Source organism: Anoxybacillus sp. MB8, from assembly GCF_011006755.1.
GTDB classification, from domain to species: domain Bacteria; phylum Bacillota; class Bacilli; order Bacillales; family Anoxybacillaceae; genus Anoxybacillus; species Anoxybacillus gonensis.
Genome location: NZ_RXXX01000002.1, coordinates 1 through 20,007, shown reverse-complemented (window position 1 = coordinate 20,007; position 20,007 = coordinate 1). Strand labels below are relative to the sequence as shown.

The following is a 20,007-nucleotide window of genomic DNA, read 5'->3' as shown; positions in this document are numbered from 1 at the left end:
TTTATTTTGCAAAACTTCTTCTATCTTTATGCGCCCATTCATATATATAAACAACAATCCCGTCCAACGACGGTCGTCAAGGGGGAAAAAACGTGGGCAAAAAAATATACGTATTAGATACAAACGTGCTTTTACAAGATCCGTATTCTATTTTTTCCTTTCAAGATAACGAAGTTGTCATTCCGGCTGTCGTATTAGAAGAAGTGGACTCAAAAAAACGGTATATGGATGAAGTAGGCAGAAATGCGCGTCAAGTGTCTAAAATTATCGATAACTTAAGACAAAATGGAAAACTGCATGAAAAAATTCCGCTCGAAAATGGCGGCGTGTTGCGCATTGAATTGAACCATCGCTCGTTTCAGCAACTGCAAGAAATTTTCGTTGAAAAAACGAACGACAACCGCATTTTAGCTGTGGCAAAAAATTTATTGCTTGAAGAACAAACGAAAGAAGACGGTCGCCCCGTCATTTTAGTTAGCAAAGATGCGCTCGTGCGCGTGAAGGCAGATGCGATTGGGCTAGAGGCGGAAGATTTTTTAAGCGATCGCGTCGTTGAAATCGACCATATTTACACCGGTTTTTTAGATTTGTACATAAGTCCAGAGCATTTAGGGCGCTTTTATGAAAAGGGTGAATTGGTGCTTTCGGAAATTACGAACCATCCGTTTTATCCGAATCAATTTATCGTCATGAAAGATGCGCTTGGCGGCTCTTCATCGGCGCTTGGCATCGTCGATCATACAGGAAAAAAAGTGCGCAAACTCGTCTTTCATTACGATCATATTTGGGGCATTCGTCCGCGCAACGTGCAACAAACGATGGCATGTGAATTGTTGCTTCGCACCGACATTCCGCTTGTGACGCTCATCGGAAAAGCAGGAACAGGAAAGACGCTGCTTGCGTTAGCGGCCGGACTCATGCAGACGGAAGATATGCGGTTATATAAAAAATTGCTTGTCGCTCGTCCAATTGTACCTGTCGGGAAAGATATCGGCTATTTGCCAGGCGAGAAGCAAGAAAAATTACGACCGTGGATGCAACCAATTTTTGACAATTTACATTTTTTATTCGATACGAAAAAGCCGAGTGAACTTGATGCGATTTTATCAGGTATGGGATCCATTGAAGTTGAAGCGCTCACGTATATACGCGGAAGGAGCATTCCAGAACAGTTTATTATTATTGATGAGGCGCAAAATTTAACGAAACATGAAGTGAAGACGATTTTAACGCGCGTCGGGGAACGAAGCAAAATCGTGTTAATGGGCGACCCTGCTCAAATTGATCACCCATATTTAGACGAATATAATAACGGGCTGACATACGTCGTTGAAAAATTTAAAGAACAAAAAGTGGCCGGGCACGTTCGATTAATTAAAGGGGAGCGTTCCGCGCTCGCCCAGCTTGCCGCCGACCTTTTATAAAGAAAAGAGGCGAAGCGCCTCTTTTCACTCGACGATAAATTCCCGCACGTGCGTGATCGGGTTGTCGCGATTTGAGCCGTCTCCGAAATAAATATGGACAGGCCCGTCTTCTTTTAGCGGTTTGCCGTCTTTTGAAAAACATAATAACAGCTCATAAGCTTCGGCAAGTGAAACGGTCGTATTTCCGTTTTCTGTCACGATGATGAAACGGTTGGCATCGTCGTTCGGTTCCGCGTTGCGCAAAAATGGGGCAAGCACCATGCCGAACGTACCAGATAATATTTTTTCTTTTTCAAACTGTTTTTCTGTTTGCAATGTTGGAGGAGACACGGCTCCTTCTTGAATTTCGCGGTCCCAATACGCTGAAATTTTTTGAATGTCGTCTATGTCTTCTCGTTGTTCTGTTTGCGGATGACGTGTAAAATAAGTATGTACATCTACTTTGCGATCGTCAAAAATCCATACGCTCGGATCAAGCGTAATTGTAAATTTGACGTTCCCTTTGATGACGATGACCATGTTCATTCCCCCTATCTGACTTTCATTATATGATGAAAGCGCTTGTTTGTAAAATTGTTCGTCAAGACACGATGCTTGCATTTTTTTCGTATTCACGATAAGATGAAGAAACAGGAACGTACGGAACGGAGGGGTCAACGTGACGCCTGAAGTGGCGATAAATTTTCGAGAAAGAGCCTATTCGTTGTTGCAAGCGGATGCGGAAAAAATTGTGAAGCTGATCCAAGTGCAAATGGATCATTTAACGATGCCGCAATGCCCGCTATATGAAGAAGTGTTAGATACGCAAATGTTCGGTTTATCCCGTGAAATTGATTTTGCCGTCCGTTTAGGGCTTGTCGATGAAAAGGACGGGAAGGCGATTTTAGACCGACTTGAGCGCGAACTTTCGGCATTGCATGAAGCGTCCACGAAAAAGAAGAAAAAATGACAAAAACTCAAACGAATTTCGTTTGGGTTTTTTCTGTTTTGTAGTACAATGCAAATAAGAAAGTGAAAAGGAAGATGGGATCGATGCGATTGAAAACGTTTATGAAATACCATGACTATCCGCTCATTATCGCGATATGTTTATTGTCGTTGTTCGGGCTTGTGATGGTATATAGTGCGAGCATGATTACGGCTGTTACTCGTTTTCATACGGCGAGCGATTATTTTTTCCAAAAACAAAAATGGGCATGGATCATCGGTGCAGTGTTTTTTTTATTTACGGCATTTGTTCCGTATAAACATTATGCGCGCAAAAAGTTTTTACAATTCGTTTTTTTCGCCATGCCTTTGCCGCTCATTTACGTCCTTTTGTTCGGCCATACCGTAAACAATGCGACAAGCTGGATTAAAATCGGTCCGATTAGCATTCAGCCAGCGGAGTTTGCCAAAATCGGTTTAATCGTCTATTTAAGCGGAGTATTAGCAAACAAGCAAAAAAAATTACAAACATCGCCGCAAGACGTCCTATTTCCAATCTACTATATGTTGTTTATTTGCTTATTAATTTTTCTTCAACCAGACGTCGGTACGATGTTGATTATCGGAATGATTTGTGCGGTCATCATCCTTTCTTCCGCCGCAAGCAAGCGGTTATTGCTGAAACAGTTGTTTCTGTTCGTTTTAATTATCGGAGTTGTCGCGGCGATTTCCGGTCCGTTTATATACGATCGAGTGTTTACGAAAGAGCGTTTATCGCGCATTGACGTCTTTTTGCATCCGTTTAAGTATGAAAAAGATGAAGGATACCAACTCATCAACTCGTACATTGCGATCGGAAATGGGGGATTAAAAGGGCTCGGACTTGGACAAGGCATTCAAAAATACGGTTATTTGCCAGAAGCGCATACCGACTTTATTATGGCGGTCATCGCCGAAGAGCTCGGGTTATTTGGCGTTTCGTTCGTCCTCCTTCTCTTATCGTTTATCGTCTTTCGCGGTTTTTTGATCGCAAGAAGGTGCCAAGATGCGTTCGGCAGTTTATTAGCGATCGGCATTTCAGCGATGATCGGCGTTCAATCGTTCGTCAACCTAGGTGGAATATCAGGGCTCATCCCACTGACAGGGGTTACATTGCCGTTTGTTAGCTACGGTGGTTCATCGCTCGTTTTATTAATGATGTGTGCCGGAGTGTTGGCAAACATCGCCGCGGTAACAAATTACGAACAAAAACATCAAACAGAAAAACAAAGTAATATTCAAAAAAATCATATTTCTTTTTCGTAATTGTATTTACAAATACAGAAAATTCGTTATAGTTTTTATATGAAGGATAGGGGGAGGATGCATATGAGGCGTATTCAAAAAGTACTTGTCGCAAACCGTGGAGAAATTGCGATTCGCGTGTTTCGCGCCTGCAACGAACTAGGAATTCGCACCGTTGCCATTTATTCGCGCGAAGATGCAGGATCGTACCATCGTTACAAAGCGGATGAAGCGTATTTAGTTGGAGAAGGAAAAAAACCGATTGAAGCATATTTAGACATTGAAGGCATTATCGAAATCGCGAAAATGCATGATGTCGATGCGATTCATCCGGGCTATGGCTTTTTATCGGAAAACATCGAATTTGCGAAACGATGTGAAGAAGAAGGCATCATTTTCATCGGGCCGAAACAAGCGCATTTAGATATGTTTGGCGATAAAGTAAAAGCGCGCCACCAAGCGAAACAAGCGGGCATTCCGGTCATTCCGGGAAGCGACGGGCCTGTGCAAAGCTTGGAGGACGTCGTGCGCTTTGGCGAGACATACGGTTATCCGATGATCATTAAAGCGGCATTAGGCGGCGGTGGACGCGGCATGCGCATCGTTCGTTCGCAAGCGGAAGTAAAAGAAGCGTATGAGCGGGCGAAATCGGAAGCGAAAGCGGCATTTGGCAGCGATGAAGTGTATGTCGAAAAATTAATCGAAAAACCAAAACATATTGAAGTGCAAATTTTAGGTGACGAATACGGCAACATCGTTCATTTATATGACCGAGACTGCTCGGTGCAACGCCGCCATCAAAAAGTTGTTGAAGTGGCGCCAAGCGTATCGCTTTCAAAAGCGCTTCGCGAAGACATTTGTCAAGCGGCAGTGAAACTAATGAAAAACGTGCAATACGTGAACGCAGGAACGGTTGAGTTTCTCGTTTCTGGCGATGCGTTTTACTTCATTGAAGTGAATCCGCGCATTCAAGTCGAACATACAATTACAGAAATGATTACAGGGATTGATATCGTTCAATCGCAAATTTTAATTGCGGAAGGACATGCGCTACATAGCGAAAAGGTCGGCATTCCGAAACAAGAAGACATTCGCGTTCACGGATATGCGATTCAATCGCGCGTGACGACAGAAGATCCGTTAAACAACTTTATGCCAGACACAGGGAAAATTATGGCGTATCGTTCAGGCGGTGGCTTCGGCGTTCGTTTAGATGCCGGAAATAGCTTTCAAGGCGCCGTCATTACGCCGTATTACGATTCGCTGTTAGTCAAAGTGACGACGTGGGCATTAACGTTTGAGCAAGCGGCGGCGAAAATGTTGCGCAACTTGCGCGAGTTTCGTATTCGCGGCATTAAAACGAACATTCCGTTTTTAGAAAACGTCGTGCAACATCCGAAGTTTTTAACAGGCGAATACGATACGTCGTTTATCGATACGACGCCAGAGCTATTTGTGTTCCCGAAACGGAAAGACCGCGGAACGAAAATGTTATCGTATATCGGAACGGTTACTGTAAACGGTTTTCCAGGCATCGGGAAAAAGAAAAAGCCGGTATTCGATCCGCCGCGCATTCCGAAAGTGAACCATATTGAACCGATGCCAAAAGGGACGAAACAAATTTTAGATGAACGGGGAGCAGACGGGCTCGTTCAATGGATCAAAGAACAAAACCGCGTGTTGTTGACAGATACGACGTTTCGTGATGCCCATCAATCGCTTTTAGCGACGCGCGTGCGCACAAACGACTTATTGCGCATTGCGGAGCCGACTGCGCGCTTATGGCCGCAACTATTTTCGATGGAAATGTGGGGCGGAGCGACGTTTGACGTAGCCTATCGCTTCTTAAAAGAAGATCCGTGGGATCGTTTAATTCAATTGCGCGAAAAAATTCCGAACGTTTTGTTTCAAATGTTGCTTCGCGCATCGAATGCGGTCGGATATAAAAACTATCCAGATAACGTCATTCGGGAGTTTGTTTCGCAATCAGCCGAAGCCGGCATTGACGTATTCCGCATTTTCGATAGTTTAAACTGGGTAAAAGGAATGACGGTCGCCATTGATGCGGTACGTCAAACAGGAAAAGTGGCGGAAGCGGCGATTTGTTATACGGGCGATATTTTCGATCCGACGCGCACAAAATACAATCTCGATTACTATAAACAGTTAGCGAAAGAGCTCGAGCAAGCTGGTGCGCACATTTTAGCGATTAAAGATATGGCGGGGCTATTAAAGCCACAAGCGGCTTATACGTTTATTTCTGCGTTAAAAGAAGTTGTCGACATTCCGATTCATTTGCATACGCACGATACGAGCGGAAACGGCATTTATACGTACGCCAAAGCGATTGAAGCAGGAGTCGATATTGTTGACGTAGCGGTAAGCTCGATGGCTGGTTTAACGTCGCAGCCGAGCGCAAACACGCTTTATTATGCTCTTGAAGGAACGGAGCGAGCGCCGGAAGTCGATATCGCATCGCTTGAGAAATTGTCGCGTTATTGGGAAGATGTGCGCAAATATTACGTTGACTTTGAAAGCGGCATGAATGCGCCGCATACGGAAGTATATATGCACGAAATGCCGGGCGGACAATATAGCAACCTTCAACAACAAGCGAAAGCGGTCGGCTTAGGTGATCGTTGGGATGAAGTAAAAGAAATGTATCGCCGCGTCAACGATTTATTTGGCGACATTGTTAAAGTGACGCCATCGTCGAAAGTGGTGGGCGATATGGCGCTATATATGGTCCAAAACAATTTAACCGAACAAGACATTTACGAGCGCGGTGAAACGCTTGATTTCCCAGATTCCGTCGTTGAACTGTTTGAAGGCTATCTCGGTCAGCCGCATGGCGGATTTCCAGAAACGTTGCAGCGCATCATTTTAAAAGGGCGTGAACCGATTACCGTTCGTCCAGGTGAGCTGTTAGAGCCGGTCGACTTTGAGAAGTTGCGCGAAGAGTTATACCATATCGTTCAACGTGAAGTGACTGACTATGATGTGTTAGCTTATGCGCTATATCCGAAAGTGTTTGTCGAATACGCCCGCACGGTCGAACAGTTCGGTGACGTATCTGTGCTTGATACACCAACGTTTTTATACGGCATGCGTCTTGGGGAAGAAATCGAAATTGAAATTGAAAAAGGAAAGACGTTAATCGTCAAGCTCGTTTCGATCGGTCAGCCGCAAGCGGACGGAACAAGAGTTGTGTACTTTGAGCTAAACGGTCAACCGCGCGAAATCGTCGTGAAAGACGAGAGCATTAAAACAACGGTCGTGGCGCGTGTGAAAGCGGATCGCAACAATCCGAACCATATTGCTGCGACGATGCCGGGAACAGTTGTCAAAGTGCTTGTTGAAAAAGGGGAAAAAGTGAAAAAAGGTGACCATTTAATGATTACCGAAGCGATGAAAATGGAAACGACCGTGCAAGCACCGTTTTCCGGTATGGTGAAAGACATTTACGTCAAAGGTGGCGACGCCATCCAAACAGGCGACTTATTGCTTGAATTAGCGGAAAAATAAAAGAACGAGGGGCCCCCTCGTTCTTTTATTTTAATACGGCAGATGGAACGGCTTGATGCTCTACCTCTTTTTCTTTTTTACTACGTGTCGCCAGTAACACGAAGTAGCTTAATACACCAAATAAACATGAAATGAAAAACGCATGAGCTAAGGCGACGTATAAGTTTAACCCCGTAAAGACGACAAGCGCCCCTGTTGCGACTTGACAGCTAACGAGAAGGAGTGCGATGAGCCAGCCCCAGTACATAATCGGCTGATGCTTATATCGTTTGATCGCATATATCGTCGCCCATAAAATCCAAAGAAACAATAATCCCGCTGCAAAACGGTGCCCCATTTGCACCCATTCATGTAGTTGCGTTGGAAATAAGCGCGTTTGTGCACAAAACGGCCAACTTGGGCACGCTAAACTCGCTTGTTTATGGCGAACGAGCGCTCCGGTATAGACGACGATATAGCAATACGCAATAATGCCGTAAATATGAAACGTCATCGTACGATCGAGCACAACGGATGCGGCATCAAATTTTTTATCTACTTCAAAAATAAAGAGCGTTAATAAAAAGACAGCCGCAAATGAAATGAGCGAAATGCCAAAATGAAGCGCAAGCACGACGTCCGATTGTCCCCATACGACCGCAGCCGCCCCAATGAGCCCTTGCAAGACGAGAAACACGAACGAAACAATGGATAAAAATTTCGTTTCTCGAATATGCCCGATCGCTTTCCACGCCCAAATCGATAAAATAAGCACCATCAATCCGACGACGCCTGAGACGACGCGATGGCTTAATTCGATAAGCAATTCAGCTGTAATGTGAGACGGAATGAGTTGCCCGTGACAGAGCGGCCACGAACGACCGCACCCCATGCCTGAGCCTGTTTTCGTCACAAGCGCGCCACCAATTAAAACGAAAAGCATGCCGATTGTTGTCGCTACCGCAAACCATTTTAAAAGCCGTTGCAATGTGTTCACTTCCTTAATGCGAAATTTTATCTAGCAAATGCCTAGTAAAAACTGTATAATAAATGTGAAATACGTGTGAAGAAATGCTACTCTCATATTAGCGGAAAATGTCGAAAAGCGCAAAGTTTTATTATTTTACAATATAGCAAACGTTGCAAATATGGTTGAATATTTGTATAGAGTTTGCTAGAAATATAAGTGCAGTCATTTTTCAATGTTTTCATTGTAGTAATATCATTTTGACACAAATTCGACACAATTAAGACAAAAAAAGTTCACAATTTGACGGAGAAATGTGCTTTAATATACAGAGACGACATATCGTTATCGTGTATAGATTGGAAACGCCTTCAAAGGCATAAGAGAGGAGTGGCGGCAGATGGCGGATGTAGTCGAAGATGTAAAAACGACAAAAATCCAATCCGGTGTACTAAAAGATGTATTCGCTGTCGTAAAAATTGGCATTGTCAATTCCAATTTAATTACGACGTTTACGGGACTTTGGTTAGCCCTTCATTTTACAGGACAAGGTTTTTTAAGCAATTTGCATACGGTGTTTTTCGCGCTTATCGGATCTGCGCTCGTCATTGCAGGTTCTTGCGCGTTAAATAATTTCATTGATCGCGACATCGACCATCTTATGGAACGGACGAAAAGTCGCCCAACGGTGAGCGGAAGCGTAGAGCCGAAGCGCGTGCTTTGGTTCGGTGTGCTTCTTGTCACGATCGGTACGCTCAGTTTGCTTATGACAACGGTCACCGCCGCCATCATCGGACTCATTGGTATGGTGACGTACGTCTTTTTATATACGATGTGGTCTAAGCGAAGCAATACGCTCAATACGGTGATCGGAAGCATTTCTGGTGCCGTTCCGCCAGTCATCGGTTGGACAGCGGTCGATGACGGTTTTCATATCGTTCCAGTCATTTTGTTTTTGCTTATGTTTTTATGGCAACCGCCACACTTTTTAGCGTTGGCGATGAAGCGATGTGAGGAGTATCGCGCAGCTGGCATTCCGATGCTTCCTGTCGTACATGGATTTGCGATGACAAAACGGCAAATCGTCATTTGGATTGTGGCGCTTTTACCGCTTCCGTTTTACTTATTTTCATTAGGCGTGCCGTTTTTAGTGATCGCGACGTTGTTAAATGTCGGTTGGTTAGCGCTCGGACTAGCGGGCTTTAAAATGAAAGACGATATAAAATGGGCGAAATGGATGTTCATTTATTCGCTCAACTATTTAACGATTTTGTTTGTGACGATGGTGATTGTCACGATTGACTAATGAAGCGCCTACAACGGCGCTTCGGAAAATAAAAAAGGTTTACAATTCTTTCTTTTTGTAAAGAAAGAATGTATATATTTCACTTTATTTCATAATCGAAAGAGGGGTTTGATTAGGCTATGAAGAAGTGGCTACGAAATTGGCGCTTGGTTTCTCTTGTATCCGCCATGGCGCTTTTGCTAGCTGGTTGCGGGAAGCCGTTTTTATCGACGCTTCAACCAGCAGGAGAAGTAGCTGACATGCAGTACAAGCTTATGCTGCTCAGCACGGCCATTATGGTCATCGTCATTGCGGTTGTAACGATCATCTTCCTTTACGTTGTGACTCGCTTCCGTCGTCGTAAAGGGGAAGAAAACAAAATTCCAAAACAAGTAGAAGGAAGCCATACGCTTGAAATTATTTGGACAGTTATTCCGATTATTTTACTAATCATCTTAGCTGTTCCGACGGTTTTATACACGTTTAAATTGGCGGATGTAAAACCGATGAACAAAAAAGAACGCGACGTTGTTGTCGTCAACGTGCGCGCGAATTTGTACTGGTGGGAGTTTGAGTACCCAGATTACGGCATTATTACAAGCCAAGATTTAGTCGTTCCAACAGGTGAACGCGTGTATTTTAACTTAAAAGCATCTGACGTAAAACACTCGTTCTGGATTCCTGCCGTCGGAGGAAAAATGGATACAAATACAGATAACACGAACCAATTTTTCCTCACATTTGATGACAAACGTGCCGAAGAAGCAGGACGTCTCTTTTACGGAAAATGTGCGGAGCTTTGCGGTCCGTCACACGCATTAATGGACTTTAAAGTGAAGGCGCTTCCTCGTGCTGAATTTGATCAATGGGTAGAAAAAATGAAAAATGCAAAACCTGTTGCAGCAACAGACCCAGTGGTGAAGCGAGGAGAGGAAGTTTTCAACAAAAGCTGTATTGGCTGTCACGCTGTTACACCAGTTGATGGTCGTCCAGAGCAAGCTCGCCTTGCGCCAAACTTAGGCAACTTTGCGGATCGTGAACGCATTGCCGGCATTTTAGAACATAACGAAGAAAACTTAAAAGCTTGGTTAAAAGATCCAGAGAAAATTAAGCCAGGCAACAAAATGACAGGTACTTATCCAGCATTATCTGATGAAGAGCTAGAAGCATTAACAAAATATTTAATGACATTATCTGTTGAGTAAGGGGATTATCGATAAAGGGAGGTTAAACTGTGAGTACGTTAGCTCGGAAAAAAGGTGTCGGCGCAGTCATTTGGGACTACTTAACGACAGTAGACCATAAGAAGATTGCGATTTTGTACTTAATCGCCGGCGGAGTTTTCTTCTTGCTTGGCGGTTTAGAAGCGATGATTATTCGCATTCAGCTCGCCGTGCCAAACAACGACTTCATTAGCGCAGGTTTTTACAATGAAGTGTTGACGATGCACGGGACGACGATGATTTTCCTTGCGGCGATGCCGCTCGTGTTTGCGATGATGAACGCCGTTGTGCCGATTCAAATCGGTGCGCGCGACGTAGCGTTCCCGTTTTTAAACGCGCTTGGATTTTGGTTATTTTTCTTCGGTGGTGTATTTTTAAACTTATCATGGTTTTTAGGTGGAGCACCTGATGCCGGTTGGACATCGTACGCATCATTATCGCTTGCGTCACCAACGCACGGCATTGACTTTTACGTATTAGGTTTGCAAATTTCCGGTTTCGGAACGTTAATTGGAGGAATTAACTTCCTTGTGACAATCATTAATATGCGCGCGCCAGGAATGACATATATGCGCATGCCGATGTTTACATGGGCAACGTTTGTCACATCTGCGCTCATTTTATTCGCGTTCCCGCCATTAACAGTCGGTTTAATTTTCATGATGATGGACCGTTTATTCGGTGGAAACTTCTTTGATCCAGCGCTTGGTGGAAATACGATCATTTGGGAGCACTTGTTCTGGATTTTCGGTCACCCAGAAGTATACATTCTCGTCTTACCAGCGTTCGGTATTTTCTCAGAAATTTTCGCGACGTTCTCGCGTAAACGTTTATTCGGTTATTCATCGATGGTATTCGCGACGGTGTTAATCGGATTTTTAGGATTCATGGTATGGGCGCACCATATGTTTACCGTTGGGATGGGCCCAATTGCAAACGCCATCTTTGCGGTTGCGACAATGGCGATTGCCGTTCCAACAGGAATTAAAATTTTCAACTGGTTATTTACGATGTGGGGCGGAAGCATTCGCTTTACAACGCCAATGATGTATGCGGTAGCGTTCATTCCATCGTTCGTTATCGGTGGGGTCACAGGGGTCATGAACGCAACAGCTGCGGCAGACTATCAATATCACGATAGCTATTTCGTCGTTGCACACTTCCACTACGTTATCGTCGGTGGGGTTGTATTCGCGCTACTCGCAGGGGCACACTATTGGTGGCCAAAAATGTTCGGTAAAATGTTAGATGAGAAATTAGGAAAAGTGACATTCTGGTTGTTCTTTATCGGTTTCCATTTAACGTTCTTTATTCAACATTTCCTTGGCTTAATGGGTATGCCACGCCGTGTATTCACGTTCTTGCCTGGTCAAGGATTTGAAACAGGAAACATGATTAGTACAGTCGGTGCATTTTTCATGGCAGCAGGTACAGTTGTATTATTAGCAAACGTTGTCATTACGACAGTAAAAGGAAAGCGTGTTGGCAACGACCCTTGGGAAGATGGACGTACATTGGAATGGGCCGTATCTTCGCCAGCACCAGAGTACAACTTCGCGCAAACGCCACTTGTCCGTGGTTTAGACGCGTATTGGATTGAAAAAATGGAAGGCAAAAAAGGATTGACACCAGCAGAGCCGCTAGGTGACATTCATATGCCGAATCCATCGATTTTACCGTTTGTTATTTCACTTGGCTTATTTGTAGCCGCATTCGGTTTCTTGTTCCATCAAGATCATGCGTGGGGAACGCCAGTTGGCGTAGTCGGTTTACTCATTACGCTCGGTGCGATGTTCTTCCGTTCAATTATTGATGACCACGGCTTCCATATTCATAAAGAAGAAGTGATGGAAGCAGAGAAGAAGGGGGCTGGGGCATAATGCATGTGGAAGAAAAATTAACGGCAGAGACGTTTCCGGCAGAGCCTGAAAAAGCGACCCTTGAAGGGAAAAATAAATTTTTAGGTTTCTGGTTTTTCCTCGGCGGAGAGACGGTATTGTTCGCCTCTCTCTTCGCCACGTATTTAGCGTTAAAAGACTCGGTTGCGGGCGGTCCGTCTGCAAAAGAATTGTTCCAAATGCCGATCGTCTTTTTAGCGACGATGCTGTTACTAACGAGCAGCTTAACGAGCGTATATGCGATGCATCATATGCGCAACTTCGACTTCAAAAAAATGCAGCTTTGGCTCGGCATTACGGTATTGCTTGGCGCAGGCTTCTTAGCGCTTGAAATTTACGAGTTTACAGAGTACGTACATGAAGGATTTAAATTTTCAACAAGTGCGTTTTCGTCAGCGTTTTACACGCTAGTTGGTACGCACGGTGGCCACGTCGCATTCGGTTTACTTTGGATTTTAACGTTAATGATTCGCAATGCGAAACGTGGGTTAAACTTATATAACGCACCGAAGTTTTACGTTGCCAGCTTATATTGGCACTTTATCGACGTCGTGTGGGTGTTCATTTTCACGGTCGTATACTTAATGGGAATGGTGGGGTGATTGTATGGCAAATCATACACATGTACAAAACCCAAAAGTAGATGTACAATATCGCCGGAAAAAAAATGCGGAAGAAATGAAACATCAAATCGTTTCATTTACGTTAATGATCTTTCTAACGCTCATCGCCTTTTTTGCGGTTGGATATGAAGGATTTTCTGCTTGGTTTTCCGTACCGTTCATTTTATTGTTAGCGGTCGTGCAAGTTATTTTCCAACTGTATTACTTTATGCATATGAGCCATAAAGGACACGAACTGCCAGCACTTTTCATCTATGGCGGTGTCGTTGTGGCATTCGTTACGATTTGGGCGTTTTTAACGGTCGTTTGGATTTAAGAAGCTAGCGTTGGCTAGCTTCTTTTCTTTTCTTTTCACGTTTGTTACGTTTGTAGTATAATAAAGTCGGAAAAAAAGTGAGGTGAATATGATGCCGTTAAGTATATTTGGTTTTGAGGCGATGTGGAGTCCGTACTTTTTCATTTTTTTAGTCGCTGTGACGATCGCTTATTTTTGGTTGGTTAACCGTGCAAAAGAACAAACGACGACAAAGCAAAAAACGTTGTTTGTGACTGCCATTGTTTTGCTTTACATTTGTAAAGGCTCTCCAGTTGACTTGTTAGGGCATTTAATGTTTAGCGCCCATATGACGCAAATGGCTATTCTTTATTTAATGGTGCCGCCGCTCCTGATTAAAGGCATTCCGTCATGGATGTTTGAAGCCGTTTTTCGCATTCCAATCATTCGCTCGACGTTTGCCTTTTTCACGAAACCGTTAATTGCGTTATTTTTGTTTAACGGTATTTTTTCATTATACCACGTGCCGTTGATTTTTGATGTGGTGAAAACAAACATGTGGTTGCATGCGCTTATGACAACTGCTATTTTTATTGCGGCGATGATGATGTGGTGGCCGCTTGTGAATGACGTGCGAGGATTTCCGACTTTATCTGGCTTGAAAAAAATCGGTTACATTTTTGCCGATGGGGTGTTGTTGACACCTGCATGTGCGCTCATTATTTTCGCGGATACCCCGCTATATGCGACGTATTACGATCCAGCTGCTTGGATAAACGCTTTAGCGCTTTGCGTCCCACAAACGACGTTAGCGTCGCTTGAATTAAGCGGACCGGAAATGTTTAGTTCGATGTCGCTATTGCACGACCAGCAACTTGGTGGCGTATTAATGAAAATCATTCAAGAAATTGTATATGGAGTGATGTTGTTTTTCATTTTTATTGAATGGTATCGAAAAGAACGAAATGAAGAACATGTCGCTGTTCAAACAACGAAATAAAGAGAGGGAGAAACGATGGTACCGATTTTACCTACAATTAGTACAAGCTTTATTGTCATTAGTGCCATTCTCGTTGCGATTGGCTGGTATTTTATTCGTCAAAAACAAATCGAGAAGCATGAAAAGACGATGTGGCTTGCGGCTGCTTTTGCGCTCGCGTTTTTCATCATTTACTTGTCGCGCACGATTTTTATCGGCAATACAAGCTTCGGTGGTCCAGACGATATAAAAATATATTATACGATCTTTTTGTTTTTCCACATTTTTTTAGCGACAGCTGGCGCCGTTTTCGGCATTGTCACGTTGCTGTCTGCGGTGAAAAAAAATTGGTTGCGCCATAAAAAAATCGGTCCGATCACGAGTATCGTATGGTTTTTTACCGCAACAACAGGAGTTGCTGTTTATTTATTGTTATACGTATTTTATCGTGGTGGGGAAACGACATCGGTTATTAAAGCGATTTTAGGATTTTAAAAAGAGGGTGAACATTCACCCTCTTTATAGTTTAAAGTGAAACTTAATAATTCCTGCTTCTTTCGCGGATTTGATCGCAATGAGTAAGAGCGGGAATAAAATAAGACCGAGTCCGCCCATCACTTTCACGCCTAAGTACATCGAAATGAGCGTAGCGAGCGGAGATAAACCGATATGCGCGCCCATCACTTTCGGCTCAATCGTTCGGCGTAAAATTAATAAAATGACACCGAGAATCGATAGTTTTGTCGCTAATACCGTATCGCCTGTGACGAAGTGGAAAATGGCCCAAGGTGCCATAATGACAATCGATCCGATAATGGGAATAAAATCGATCACCCAAATAATAAATGCGGTAAATAACGCCACTTTCGGTGTAATGAGCAACAGTCCGACGAGAGATACGGCAAAAATAATTAAACTAACGAGAAATTGCGCTTTCCAAAAGCCAAATACGACATACGATAGACGCGACATCATAAAATGTACTTTTTCTTTCGTTTCTTCTGTTAAATGCGAAAAAATCGCTTCGCGTATTTTCGGTAAATCGTGCATAAATAAAAATAAAGTAATTAAATAAACGAGAAAGTTAATTAAAAATTTTGGAACGTTTGCGACAAGCGCGCTTACTTTATTAAAGCTTAATGAAGCGGTTAGTTGCGTTTTTAATTTTGTTAAAAACAAATCGACTTGATGGCTTAATTCCGCCACAACAAACGGCGGCAATTTTTCTGTCTGCTTGTACCAACGAGCGACAAGCTCATTCCATCCGGCAATCATTTCATTCAAATATAGCGGCGAGTTTCTAAAAAAGTGAAACGCTTCCGTTACAATTTTTGTAATAATAAAATAACCGCTTAAACACATAAATAGCGTAAATAAACTAAACACAAGAAGGGTAGCGGATTGTCGCTTAAACCCGAGCCGCTGTTGTGCTACTTTCACTGCTGGCTCTAAAAAAATGGCAGTAATCAATGCAAATAAAATCGGAACGGCAATGGGAGCGACCCAATATGTCAATAAGACGATCGCGAGTAAAATAATAATCATGTATATCGATCGCTTTGGAATTTTCTCGAACAACGAAACGACACCTGCTTTCATTTCATAAATCGTATGGAGGATGTATATGCATAAACCTATTATAACGATTGTTGCGATGAGTGTACAACCGTTTGATGATGTCATATTAGAAGATGTGAAAGTGTATGAGCAACAAAAGCGATTGACGATTCATGTAACCGTTTCGTTCAAAATGAAGCAAAACATGCTCGCTTTCTGTGAACATATTCAAAAACAAGTGATGGACGACATATACGAGATGACAGGAAAAGAAGTTTTTGCTGTGCATCTGTACGTCCGTCGGCTCGTTGACGGAAAAAACGCATGAGCGTGCTCATGCGTTTATGTTCGCAACACCTTCTTTTACTTTCGCTAAAATCGCTTCACATTGGCTCACTAATGACGAAGGAAAGTTTTCTCCCTCACCATATTCTACACCATGTGGATAATAATGTTTACCAAGCAGCGGTTTCATTAACTTAATGACTGCATGACGACCGCCAACATCTCCTTCAATCGCATAGCCTTGCACGCGTAAATAAAACACATCGTTTTTAATCTCGAATTTGCGGTCATATGTGACACGATCGTAATCCCATTGACCTGCACGCACGAAGCCGAGGCTTTCCATGAGTTCGTCTAAACGTGTTAATGGCGCTGTTTGATTTTCAATACCTGTATTTTCAAAGCGCATCGTTCATATCCCCCTTATGTAAAATAAAACATTCCTCCATTAATAATAGTACGAAAGCGCATAACTTTCAATGACGAGCTTCATAATTGTTCCGATTTTGGTGAAACTAATGTGCGAAAGGAGAGATGCATATGCCAAAAGTAAAAGAGATGATGACGACAGAAGTCGAATGTTGTACGCCGCTTGATAATATGTACGAAGCAGCAGTGAAAATGCGCGATTATAACGTTGGCGCCATTCCAATTACAGATGGAAATCGGCTCATTGGTATTGTGACAGACCGCGATTTAGTCGTGCGCGGCATTGCCGAGAAAAAGCCCGGTTCAACAGCTGTCACCGAAGTGATGAGTGAACAGCTTGTGACAATTTCACCGGATGCTTCTGTTACCGAAGCGGCTCGTTTAATGGCGAAACATCAAATTCGCCGCTTACCTGTTGTCGAAGGGGATACGCTTGTCGGAATGATGTCGCTTGGCGATTTAGCGATCCACGAAGCAAGCGACGAACAAGCCGGCGAAGCATTAACAGAAATATCACAATATCATTAATCAAATCAGATTAACAGAAATATCACAATATCATTAATCAAATCAGTCTGAGGCTATGTTTTCGCATAGCCTTATTTTTTAGTGTTGCGACATAGGAAAGCTGTATATAATGGAAGTATATACAACAACTGAGGGAGAATGATGCATGCGTTGGATAGTGGCCCTTATATTTGTTTTTATAATCATTTTTTATTTTTCACCAACAAACGAACCAGCCCCATTAAACGATACGTCGATCATGAGTGAACAAGCGAGCGAAAAGATCGTTTCAGAAGGGCTCGGTACATGGATTGGAAAAACAGAAGAAGAAGTGAAACGAACGTTCGGACAACCTGCGCGTATCGATCCGTCTGCTTACGGTTACGTCTGGTGGGTGTATAACAACCCGAAAACGTATATGCAAATCGGTATACTTGATGGACGAGTCGTCACCATTTATGCGTGCGGACCTGAAGCAAACGTCGCTCCATTTCAATTAAATCGCTCCATTAACGACTTATTGCAAACGATGCCGCTTCACGATACGATTCATGTGCAACTTGACGATGGGGTGTATCGCTTCCAACTCACTGAAGAAGATTTAATGATTCAACCGCTTCTTTCGTTTGGCGATGCATATGTGCAGTTATATATTGACCGTTTTACCGGCAACTTATCAAGCGTTCGCTGGATCGATGGCGAGACGTTAGTGAAGATTCGCCCGTACGAATTGGAATATCGTGGGCCGCTGCCGGAAGTTACACTTGATGAAACGATGGAAAAACAAGTGGAACAAGCGAGCGCGAAACAAATTTTTGACATAACGAACGTGATGCGCGTACGCCATGGTGTTCCTCCATTGACATGGGATGAGCGCGTGGCAAAAGTGGCATATGAACATAGTAAAGATATGGCGGAGAACAAATTTTTTGCGCACGAATCGCCAACAACCGGCGATTTAAAACAACGGCTCATGAAAGCAAACATTCCATTTGAAGTTGCTGGGGAAAATATTGCGGCAGAATATATTGATGCACCTGCTGTTGTCGAAGCATGGTTAAATAGCCGAAGCCATCGCCAAACGTTGTTAAATGAAAAACTGACGCATTTAGGAGTAGGCGTATATAAGCGGCATTATACACAAAACTTCATTCGTCCTTTTTCTCAATGAAAATAGGCGCACCCATTGGCCAGTCGGTCGTAATATATGATAGGCACAAAACAAGAAAGGAGCGACCGATATGTCTATTGAACAATTTAAACAATTTGTAAAAAAACATCCAAAACTCATTGAAGAGGTGCGCCAAGGAAAAAAAACGTGGAAAGAGCTATATAACGACTGGTACGTATTTGGCGAGGACGATGATATGTGGGATGAGTATCGGTCTACCGTTGAAAAAGATGAACAAGGAGCTCTCGTCCAAAAGTTAGCGAGCTATTTAAAACATCTTGACGTGAATGAACTTCAAACGTACATTACAAACGTTCAACAAGCGATCGCGTCCATTCAAGAAGTCGTCCGTCAAATGCAACATACAAAAAAAGATCCATTTTCGTTTCGAAAAGATTAAGGAGATTACGAATGAGAAAAGACGTATACGAATATATTGTTGCAAAGCCAAAGCTTCATCAATTTTTGCGTGAACAGCCGTCATGGTATCGAAGGTTAACGAGACGACCGATGGATATAAAAGAAATGGAAAAAGAGGCAAGACAATATTATAAACAAACGTTGCCACATAAAGTCGAACAAGTCGTCCAAACGATTGAAATGGCAAAAATGATGATGGCGATGATGAAACTGATGAAGGACACTCATAATTAAACGAGAAACGCAAACACTATCACTACGAAAGGATGGTGAACGTGTTGCGCTTCTTTTTTTTATGTATCGCGCTATTGTTTTCCACGTATATGAACGATCATGATACCGTTTTTGCTGAACAAAAGCAAACGTTATTTGTCAAACATCACGTCAAAGGAAATAATGTATTTGTTGAATGTATCGTTGATCAATTTACGTTTACAAAAGGAACGCATCCGAAAAAAAGCGGACAAGGACGCATTCACATTTATGTGAATGGCAAAAGGGTGAGCGAAACGACGACGGCGGCGTTCGTTATTCGCGGTTTGCCGGTGGGGAAACATACGATTCGACTAGAGCTTGTGCATAATGATGCGAGTAAGTACCACGTTTCGCACGAATTTACAGTAACGATTCCATAAATCTGGGGCGACCAGACTTATTTGTTTTGTGGAGAAAATCGTGTTATGATACGGTTGTGGAGGTGTTGCTCGTGCTTGTAGCAACGATCGAACGATTGCAGTTGTTAGATGTTGCTGAACAACTTGGCAAAATGATTGTCGAATCAGACGTGGCGGAGGAATATCGTCGCTGTTTTTATCATATGCAACAAGATGAGAAAGCGCAGCAGCTCATTCATCGTTTCGTTCAGTTAAAAGAACGATACGAAGACGTGCAGCGCTTTGGGAAATATCATCCTGACTACAAAGAAGTGACAAAACAAGTGCGCGAGGCAAAGCGTGAATTGGATTTATACGGTCCGATTGCCGCGTTTAAACGAGCGGAAAAAGAGATGCAGTCGCTTTTAGATGAAATTAGCACGATGATCGGTCGGGCGGTATCTGAAAACATTAAAGTGCCGACCGGAAATCCGTATTTTGATTCTTTATCTTGCGGTGGAGGATGCGGATCTGGCGGAGCGTGCGGCTGTCGGACGAAATGAAAAGGTAGCGTCAAAAAATCTATGAAAAGTCATCATGGTCTACCTGTTGAAGGAAAATAAAGAGGATAGTGGAATTGGATTCGCCCTTGACCAA

At 43.1% G+C, this 20,007-nt stretch carries 21 protein-coding genes and 1 pseudogene; 18 read left to right on the top strand and 4 right to left on the bottom strand.

Annotation, left to right across the window (positions count from 1 at the left end; all coding sequences use genetic code 11):
- Window positions 1–92: 92 nt before the first annotated feature.
- Entirely contained in the window at window positions 93–1,424 is a 1,332-nt protein-coding gene (locus tag EKC99_RS01045; RefSeq protein ID WP_163150030.1) for a PhoH family protein, read from the top strand.
- A gap of 24 nt (window positions 1,425–1,448) precedes the next feature.
- Here the strand turns inward: EKC99_RS01045 and EKC99_RS01040 are convergent, their stop codons facing one another.
- Window positions 1,449–1,943 (bottom strand): hypothetical protein, encoded by a 495-nt coding sequence (locus EKC99_RS01040; protein ID WP_009373471.1) that lies wholly within the window; start codon window positions 1,941–1,943, stop codon window positions 1,449–1,451.
- Window positions 1,944–2,082: 139 nt separating this feature from the next.
- On the opposite strand from EKC99_RS01040, the gene EKC99_RS01035 reads away from it, so the two are divergent.
- The 3 genes from EKC99_RS01035 (at window position 2,083) to pyc (ending at window position 7,160) form a co-directional block, all read left to right on the top strand.
- Entirely contained in the window at window positions 2,083–2,373 is a 291-nt protein-coding gene (locus EKC99_RS01035) for an Fpa/YlaN family protein (RefSeq protein ID WP_009373472.1), read from the top strand.
- A 74-nt stretch (window positions 2,374–2,447) separates the two neighbouring features.
- Window positions 2,448–3,656: a putative lipid II flippase FtsW gene (gene ftsW, locus EKC99_RS01030; protein ID WP_163150027.1), complete on the top strand. Its 1,209-nt coding sequence runs from the start codon at window positions 2,448–2,450 to the stop codon at window positions 3,654–3,656.
- Between the two features lie 57 nt (window positions 3,657–3,713).
- Window positions 3,714–7,160: a pyruvate carboxylase gene (gene pyc / locus EKC99_RS01025; protein WP_163150024.1), complete on the top strand. Its 3,447-nt coding sequence runs from the start codon at window positions 3,714–3,716 to the stop codon at window positions 7,158–7,160.
- 25 nt (window positions 7,161–7,185) lie between these two features.
- Here pyc and EKC99_RS01020 read toward each other — a convergent pair whose 3' ends face one another.
- Window positions 7,186–8,127 (bottom strand): COX15/CtaA family protein, encoded by a 942-nt coding sequence (locus EKC99_RS01020; protein ID WP_163150021.1) that lies wholly within the window; start codon window positions 8,125–8,127, stop codon window positions 7,186–7,188.
- Between the two features lie 433 nt (window positions 8,128–8,560).
- Between EKC99_RS01020 and cyoE the strand changes: the two are divergent.
- The 7 genes and pseudogenes from cyoE to EKC99_RS00985 all read left to right on the top strand — a co-directional run.
- A pseudogene (gene cyoE / locus EKC99_RS01015) lies at window positions 8,561–9,412 on the top strand (heme o synthase); the annotation flags it as partial.
- Between the two features lie 119 nt (window positions 9,413–9,531).
- Window positions 9,532–10,596: a cytochrome c oxidase subunit II gene (coxB, locus tag EKC99_RS01010; protein WP_019418318.1), complete on the top strand. Its 1,065-nt coding sequence runs from the start codon at window positions 9,532–9,534 to the stop codon at window positions 10,594–10,596.
- A 29-nt stretch (window positions 10,597–10,625) separates the two neighbouring features.
- Window positions 10,626–12,494, top strand: coding sequence for a cytochrome c oxidase subunit I (gene ctaD, locus EKC99_RS01005; RefSeq protein ID WP_009373478.1), 1,869 nt, complete (start codon window positions 10,626–10,628; stop codon window positions 12,492–12,494).
- The gene (ctaE, locus tag EKC99_RS01000) at window positions 12,494–13,114 is read left to right on the top strand and encodes a cytochrome c oxidase subunit III (RefSeq protein WP_163150018.1); all 621 of its coding nucleotides are present in this window, start codon (window positions 12,494–12,496) and stop codon (window positions 13,112–13,114) included. Before ctaD ends, ctaE begins: the two co-directional genes overlap by 1 nt.
- 4 nt (window positions 13,115–13,118) lie before the next feature.
- Complete coding sequence (gene ctaF, locus EKC99_RS00995; protein ID WP_009373480.1) at window positions 13,119–13,451, top strand: cytochrome c oxidase subunit IVB; 333 nt, start codon at window positions 13,119–13,121, stop codon at window positions 13,449–13,451.
- A gap of 88 nt (window positions 13,452–13,539) precedes the next feature.
- Window positions 13,540–14,409, top strand: coding sequence for a cytochrome c oxidase assembly factor CtaG (gene ctaG / locus EKC99_RS00990; protein WP_163150015.1), 870 nt, complete (start codon window positions 13,540–13,542; stop codon window positions 14,407–14,409).
- 15 nt (window positions 14,410–14,424) lie between these two features.
- The gene (locus EKC99_RS00985; protein ID WP_009373482.1) at window positions 14,425–14,883 is read left to right on the top strand and encodes a DUF420 domain-containing protein; all 459 of its coding nucleotides are present in this window, start codon (window positions 14,425–14,427) and stop codon (window positions 14,881–14,883) included.
- Between the two features lie 24 nt (window positions 14,884–14,907).
- On the opposite strand, the gene ytvI is transcribed toward EKC99_RS00985, so the two are convergent.
- Window positions 14,908–15,987: a sporulation integral membrane protein YtvI gene (gene ytvI, locus EKC99_RS00980; RefSeq protein WP_049720871.1), complete on the bottom strand. Its 1,080-nt coding sequence runs from the start codon at window positions 15,985–15,987 to the stop codon at window positions 14,908–14,910.
- A gap of 25 nt (window positions 15,988–16,012) precedes the next feature.
- Here ytvI and EKC99_RS00975 point away from each other — a divergent pair, with 25 nt between their 5' ends.
- A complete protein-coding gene (locus tag EKC99_RS00975; RefSeq protein ID WP_163150012.1) occupies window positions 16,013–16,273 on the top strand; it encodes a hypothetical protein in 261 nt (86 codons plus the stop codon).
- A 6-nt stretch (window positions 16,274–16,279) separates the two neighbouring features.
- On the opposite strand, the gene EKC99_RS00970 is transcribed toward EKC99_RS00975, so the two are convergent.
- A complete protein-coding gene (locus EKC99_RS00970; protein ID WP_163150009.1) occupies window positions 16,280–16,639 on the bottom strand; it encodes a YugN family protein in 360 nt (119 codons plus the stop codon).
- Between the two features lie 131 nt (window positions 16,640–16,770).
- Between EKC99_RS00970 and EKC99_RS00965 the strand changes: the two genes are divergently transcribed.
- From EKC99_RS00965 to EKC99_RS00940, 6 genes are all read left to right on the top strand, one after another.
- Window positions 16,771–17,187 carry a CBS domain-containing protein gene (locus EKC99_RS00965; RefSeq protein WP_009373488.1) on the top strand — a complete coding sequence of 139 codons (417 nt, stop codon included), beginning with the start codon at window positions 16,771–16,773 and terminating at the stop codon, window positions 17,185–17,187.
- A gap of 145 nt (window positions 17,188–17,332) precedes the next feature.
- Complete coding sequence (locus EKC99_RS00960) at window positions 17,333–18,337, top strand: CAP domain-containing protein (protein WP_163150006.1); 1,005 nt, start codon at window positions 17,333–17,335, stop codon at window positions 18,335–18,337.
- A 70-nt stretch (window positions 18,338–18,407) separates the two neighbouring features.
- Complete coding sequence (locus EKC99_RS00955; protein ID WP_163150003.1) at window positions 18,408–18,737, top strand: YlbD family protein; 330 nt, start codon at window positions 18,408–18,410, stop codon at window positions 18,735–18,737.
- 11 nt (window positions 18,738–18,748) lie between these two features.
- Window positions 18,749–18,991 (top strand): YlbE-like family protein, encoded by a 243-nt coding sequence (locus EKC99_RS00950; protein ID WP_009373492.1) that lies wholly within the window; start codon window positions 18,749–18,751, stop codon window positions 18,989–18,991.
- A gap of 32 nt (window positions 18,992–19,023) precedes the next feature.
- Window positions 19,024–19,392 carry a hypothetical protein gene (locus tag EKC99_RS00945; protein WP_216367379.1) on the top strand — a complete coding sequence of 123 codons (369 nt, stop codon included), beginning with the start codon at window positions 19,024–19,026 and terminating at the stop codon, window positions 19,390–19,392.
- A gap of 71 nt (window positions 19,393–19,463) precedes the next feature.
- On the top strand, window positions 19,464–19,913 hold the full coding sequence (locus tag EKC99_RS00940) for a YlbF/YmcA family competence regulator (protein WP_009373495.1): 450 nt from the start codon (window positions 19,464–19,466) through the stop codon (window positions 19,911–19,913).
- Window positions 19,914–20,007 lie beyond the last annotated feature (94 nt).